This window comes from Frankia sp. Cppng1_Ct_nod (assembly GCF_920656135.1).
Taxonomy (GTDB): domain Bacteria; phylum Actinomycetota; class Actinomycetes; order Frankiales; family Frankiaceae; genus Protofrankia; species Protofrankia meridionalis.
On the sequence record NZ_CAKKTK010000125.1, the window covers coordinates 3,396 to 8,278 of the forward strand.

Here is a 4,883-nt window from a genome sequence, read left to right on the forward strand (position 1 = left end):
ACCGGGATAACCGGGACCGGACGGGTATCCCGAGCCGGGCTGGGCCGGGTCACTCTTCGGGTCCTCGGCGGGTTGTCCCGGTGTGCTCATCGCGCTCTCCCGGTAGTCGGCATACGCCTGCGACGGGCAGGCCCGCTCGGCATGGTGACATAAAGGAAAATCCCGACCGCGTCCGGGTCGCCGAGCCAGGTACCGCTCGACGGGTTCCACCCCACGGCGATCATCCGAACCGGACCCGACAGCGTAGGTGGAAACCATCGTGATAACAACGGTTTCCACCTACGGCCGGCGGGGTTCAGTCCACCGGCTGCACCGGCGTGCCGGTCGGTGGTGCGGCCCCGCGCTTCATCGCGAAGATCGCGGCCTGGGTCCGGCTGGTGAGGCCGAGCTTCTCCAGAATGCTGGAGACATAGTTTTTGACCGGCGGAATCAAGCGGTCATGGCGACGCATGCCGTTCCAACAGATCGTTGAACATTTCTATCGGCTTTCGCCAGCCCAACGTCTCACGGGGTCCGCCATTCAGCTCTGCGGCCACTCTATCGAGATCAGCCTGGGAATACAAGGACAGATCGGTACCCTTCGGGAAGTACTGCCGAAGAAGACCGTTGGTATTCTCGTTCGAGCCCCGTTGCCACGGCGAATGTGGGTCGCAGAAATAGACTGGCATGCCGGTTCTCAGGATCTGTAATGAAGTAACAAATGCATCCTCGGGAGCGTCTTCGCAGGTCACGGGCCTGCAGAAGGCTCAAAATGAACAGGTTATTTCATTCCGGCTACTCACGGTGAAATCGGTGTGCCGGGCCATCCACCATCCAGTCCCTCGACGCTACCGAGATGATCCTATCGGAGCGTCGCTATGACCATTTGATGCCGCCTCGGTCAAACCTGGAACAACGTCATCCGAACTGTCCTGTTCTGACGCTCAAAGAATCAAGATGGAAAAAGCTCACTGAACAACTTTGCGCAGCAGTACCCGACGTCGAACGTGATGCGGTGGCCACCGCTACGGCGCTCCGCCCCGACATACCATTCGGCTTCACGCCACCCACCGGACCCGGCAGGACCGCGGCGGAAGAGGAAAGCGAATCACGCCAACGGCATAGTCGCCCCACCCGTGCCGTACCGCGTACTCGTCGGCCGCGGTGGCGCTTTCGAAGAGAATCGTCACCTCGACGACCCTGGAACGGCCTTCTCCTGCGAACAGGACCGCCGCGAACAACAGCGACGGCTGCTCCGGCGACAACTCTGGCGTCGGTACGGGCCTTGGCTCCGGTGTCGCTGCCGGCTCCGGTGTCGCTGCCGGCTCCGCGGCGACCACGGCCCTAACCGACTTCAGTCACGGTGGGAAGCCGACGGAATCGGCAGAGCAGATACTGGGAGATCTCCGCCTCGTCCGGGGGCCGACCGGACCTGGCCGGATGCACACACATAGTCATCGACAACCCTCCTGTTCCCTGCCCCACCGGAGGCAACTGTGAAGCTCGACGAACGGCCTGGCGGCATCGCACCCGGCACACTGCGAGCGCAAACCCCGCCCATCACCGAGTAGTCAATATCGCCGCCATGGCAGAATGCAGCCTCTGGACCGGGCAGATTCCATGCGCACCACCAGCACAAAAACCAGGCATGAAATAGGCACGAGACCGGTAACCGGAAGGCTGATGCAGCCACCACCGGACGCGCCTGGCATAGAACTGGCACGAGAGCTGTCCCGCGGAAGGGAACGACCGAACCACCCAATGAACACAACAAATGTGCAACAAATCCAAAACCACCTCGGTCGGACGCTCCGCCGCGGAGGCCGTCCCGCCGAGCTGATCACATATGCGCCGGAATTCGTCGACCTGGTCTGGCCTGCCGAAACGGGCATGCCCCGCCAGACGATCCACGACCGGGCAATCCACGCCCACCGCCTGCTCACCGCGGCCGTCGCCGCCCTGGAACAGCCGCACAGCGAGGCAATGGGGATCATGCTGTGTCTGTGGCCCGGCACCCTCGGCCTGTCCTTGGATCAGCGCCGGGAACGGGCCGCCCGCCTCTTTGGCGTACAGCCCGACACGTTCCGCCGCCCGGCCCACGAAGGGCATCTGGTGCTCAACCTCGCCCTGGAGATCTACCAGCGCGTCCAGGAACGCCACGACCGACGGCGTACCCTGCCCACCTGAGAGCAATTCATGGTGTGCGCCAGGCGAACCCCATAGATCTGCCCGCCGACGACACGGCGGCCTGGATGCCGTGAGTCGAGTTCGGCCGCACCGAGACATTGCCAGATCGCCGCGGAACGTCCACTATCATCGCGTGCTCTCCCATGACGAGGTACTTGCGATCTCCGACCCGGTCGAGCGGGCTGTCGTGGCAAACGATCTTATCTGGACGGACTGTGATCGGCGCACATCCCTGCGGACCGTACGCAATCAGGCGCTTCGTGAAGCGGTCGACTCCGGTCGGACCAGCCAGGAGATCGCGGAGCGGCTATGCGTCACCGAAAACGATGTCAGCTGGATGACAAAGGACATCGTGTCGGTCGGTCGAGCCGACCGCAGGCCGCTGTGACCGCGGCTCCCGCCGCAAGCCCCCGCAACACGGGAGCCACCGTCACGGGAGCCACCGTCACGAACTGTCAGCAGGGCTCGCCCACACCGCCATGTTCCGTGAATGCGCTGGCTGGTTGACGACAACCGCGTTGGTTGCCCGGCGTAACCGAGCTGCCAGCCGAAACCTCGACCTCGCGCCACCCGCCATCGGCAGGACGATCACATCCCCGCCCCACAGGTTGACATGTCGTGTCAGCGTGGCAGCCACCGGTCCACGGTCGGACACGAAGACAACAGGAACCCCCGAGGCTCGGCGCGCCTCGCCCACCCGGGATTCCACCGCAGTCCGCAGATCCTCAGCCGCCTGCAGAACCAGATACCGGCCCGACATGTCTACGGTATCGGTCGGCATGAAGTGCAATTTCGTGACATGGATAGCCACGACCCGCGCACAACGCCCGCCAAGCCAACGACGGGTAGCGATCCCGAGAGCGGAATGCAGCGCCGCGTTGGACTCCGTTGTCGTGTCCGGCAGGTAGCAGATGACGCTGGGCGACACGGCACACCGATCTCGCCCTACCGGCCGCGGTCCGGACGCACCGGTCATAATCCTGGCCATTGCACTGCGCACCGGACCCGCTGACCGGTTTCGCCGACCCTCATACGAGCTTCTGCGGATGGACCCGAACACACCGTGGATGCGTATCACCAGCCAGATGGTGAACGCTCACGGATATTTGTCAAGTAATGCATCCCATGCGTCTTCCGATATATACGATCGGTACCCGAGGGCCAGCGACGACACAGCCCTGTCAGCAATTCGTTACCATGGGTCAGTGACCGTGCCTGCGCGATCGACCAGCGGCCCGCCGGCCCCGAGACACGGGCAGGGCCCCGCCACCGGCAGAAGTGCGGGTCCGCGCAAAAACGACTACATCGACCCAGCGTTCGTGACCATGCTGCGAACCTCGATAACGAAACTCGCACGCTCGCAACGGGCGGAACGCCAGCGTAACCCGCAGGCGTTGCCCTCGAGTCTGATGTCCGCACTGTCCACTCTGCAGCAGCTGGGCCCTCTGACACCGACGCAGCTCGCCCACCTCGAAGGTGTACGCAAACCCTCGATGACACGTGCGTTGGCAACCCTGGTCGAACGTGACCTGGTAATCCGGGAGAATGACGAGTACGACGGCCGCCAGTTCATCGTGCGGATTTCCGACAAGGGCCTTAACGCAGTCCAGGAGTCACGCCGTGTCGTCGACGGCTGGTATTTCCAGCGCCTGCACCAGCTCGATCGACAGGATCTGGCGGACCTCATGCGAGCCGGCAGAGCGCTCGCGAGGCTCGCCAATGAGACGGTCTGACCACGCAGGTGACCGCTCGGCGAACGAGTCCACCGATCCCCTGCGAACTGTTCGAGTGGCTGGCTCATGTACATGTGCGACGATCACGACAGGCCGGCGGTTTCTCGTTGAGGGATGTCCCGGAAGTGGTCCGCGCCTGGCCGGTACCGGACCTGTGCAGCCCGCTCGTCCAAGGTCATGAGCAGGTTCCGGGCCTGCTGGGTGACCCAGTCGCCGGTGGGGTGGTGGGTGACGCCGGCGAGATGTACTCGGCAGGATTCCAGCTCGATGAAGAACAGCACGTACAGCCTGCTCAGTAGCACCGTCTTCACCGTGAAAAAATCACAGGCGAGGATTCCGCGGGCCTGCGCCTGGAGGACCTGCCGCCAGGTGAGGCCGGCACGGCGAGGTGCAGGATCGGTTTCCGGGCGGACGGGCAGGATCGGCCACGACGCCCGTGGGAGGAGCCGTGCCAGTCCGGCCAGGATGGCCCGGTCGGCCCACCCATACCGGGACGGAAGATCCCCGCGCGGGCGGGGACGACCAGGTTCCGGTAGTAGGTGACACCATCCGGCGGGGAAGATCCCCGCGCGGGCGGGGACGACGGAATCAGGGTTCTGAACCGACGCTGATCGGGTTTGTCCAGGCGCGTCGCCCGTCGGTGTCCTCGACAGTGATGCGGCAGTATCCGCCGCTGAACATCGAGACGGGCAGCGAGCACTCTGTCAGTTTTTTGCCCTCCTTGATCTGGAGGCCCGGGACGCCTCCGGTAATCAGCACCTTGCGGACCGGTGAGCAGCGGACAGTGACGATGTCGCCGTGGAGCTGGACGTCGTACAGCTCGGGGCCGGTACTGGCGTAGTAGTGGCCCGCCTTGAGCGCCGCGAGGAGCGTGTCCGGGTCGAGGGATGCAGCGCGGACCTGGACCCAAGCCGCGCAGCCAGGCGGGTCCTGGGGCTGGAAGTGCGCGTCGTCGGCGACGTAGGCGCTCAGACGGTGCCGTTG

At 64.4% G+C, this 4,883-nt stretch carries 8 protein-coding genes and 1 pseudogene; 3 read left to right on the forward strand and 6 right to left on the reverse strand.

Going from position 1 to position 4,883, the window contains the following annotated elements; all coding sequences use genetic code 11:
• Positions 1–295 precede the first annotated feature (295 nt).
• The 3 genes and pseudogenes from NBW77_RS21365 to NBW77_RS21375 form a co-directional block, all read right to left on the reverse strand.
• Positions 296–451 (reverse strand): helix-turn-helix domain-containing protein, encoded by a 156-nt coding sequence (locus NBW77_RS21365; RefSeq protein WP_217497603.1) that lies wholly within the window; start codon positions 449–451, stop codon positions 296–298.
• Positions 438–680, reverse strand: a pseudogene (locus NBW77_RS21370) (IS30 family transposase); the annotation flags it as partial. The pseudogene NBW77_RS21370 and the gene NBW77_RS21365, both read right to left, overlap by 14 nt.
• Positions 681–1,037: 357 nt before the next feature.
• On the reverse strand, positions 1,038–1,319 hold the full coding sequence (locus tag NBW77_RS21375) for a hypothetical protein (protein WP_131747275.1): 282 nt from the start codon (positions 1,317–1,319) through the stop codon (positions 1,038–1,040).
• A gap of 436 nt (positions 1,320–1,755) precedes the next feature.
• On the opposite strand from NBW77_RS21375, the gene NBW77_RS21380 reads away from it, so the two are divergent.
• Together NBW77_RS21380 and NBW77_RS21385 are read left to right on the forward strand one after the other, a co-directional pair.
• Positions 1,756–2,166 (forward strand): hypothetical protein, encoded by a 411-nt coding sequence (locus NBW77_RS21380; protein ID WP_131747274.1) that lies wholly within the window; start codon positions 1,756–1,758, stop codon positions 2,164–2,166.
• Positions 2,167–2,299: 133 nt separating this feature from the next.
• A complete protein-coding gene (locus NBW77_RS21385) occupies positions 2,300–2,554 on the forward strand; it encodes a hypothetical protein (protein ID WP_131747273.1) in 255 nt (84 codons plus the stop codon).
• A 57-nt stretch (positions 2,555–2,611) separates the two neighbouring features.
• Here the strand turns inward: NBW77_RS21385 and NBW77_RS21390 are convergent, their stop codons facing one another.
• Positions 2,612–3,094 carry a putative universal stress family protein gene (locus tag NBW77_RS21390; RefSeq protein ID WP_131747272.1) on the reverse strand — a complete coding sequence of 161 codons (483 nt, stop codon included), beginning with the start codon at positions 3,092–3,094 and terminating at the stop codon, positions 2,612–2,614.
• Positions 3,095–3,491: 397 nt separating this feature from the next.
• Here NBW77_RS21390 and NBW77_RS21395 point away from each other — a divergent pair, with 397 nt between their 5' ends.
• Positions 3,492–3,899, forward strand: coding sequence for a MarR family winged helix-turn-helix transcriptional regulator (locus NBW77_RS21395; RefSeq protein ID WP_242605904.1), 408 nt, complete (start codon positions 3,492–3,494; stop codon positions 3,897–3,899).
• Between the two features lie 83 nt (positions 3,900–3,982).
• Here the strand turns inward: NBW77_RS21395 and NBW77_RS21400 are convergent, their stop codons facing one another.
• Together NBW77_RS21400 and NBW77_RS21405 are read right to left on the reverse strand one after the other, a co-directional pair.
• Complete coding sequence (locus NBW77_RS21400) at positions 3,983–4,210, reverse strand: hypothetical protein (protein ID WP_165486169.1); 228 nt, start codon at positions 4,208–4,210, stop codon at positions 3,983–3,985.
• 277 nt (positions 4,211–4,487) lie between these two features.
• The coding region (locus NBW77_RS21405) for a CehA/McbA family metallohydrolase domain-containing protein (RefSeq protein ID WP_131747269.1) at positions 4,488–4,883 on the reverse strand (396 nt) is incomplete at its 5' end.

Bases quoted from the DNA above. Each gene is read 5' to 3' on its own strand.
- NBW77_RS21395 (WP_242605904.1), top strand. From the start codon at position 3,492: ATGCTGCGAACCTCGATAACGAAACTCGCACGCTCGCAACGGGCGGAA.
- NBW77_RS21365 (WP_217497603.1), bottom strand. From the start codon at position 451: ATGCGTCGCCATGACCGCTTGATTCCGCCGGTCAAAAACTATGTCTCC.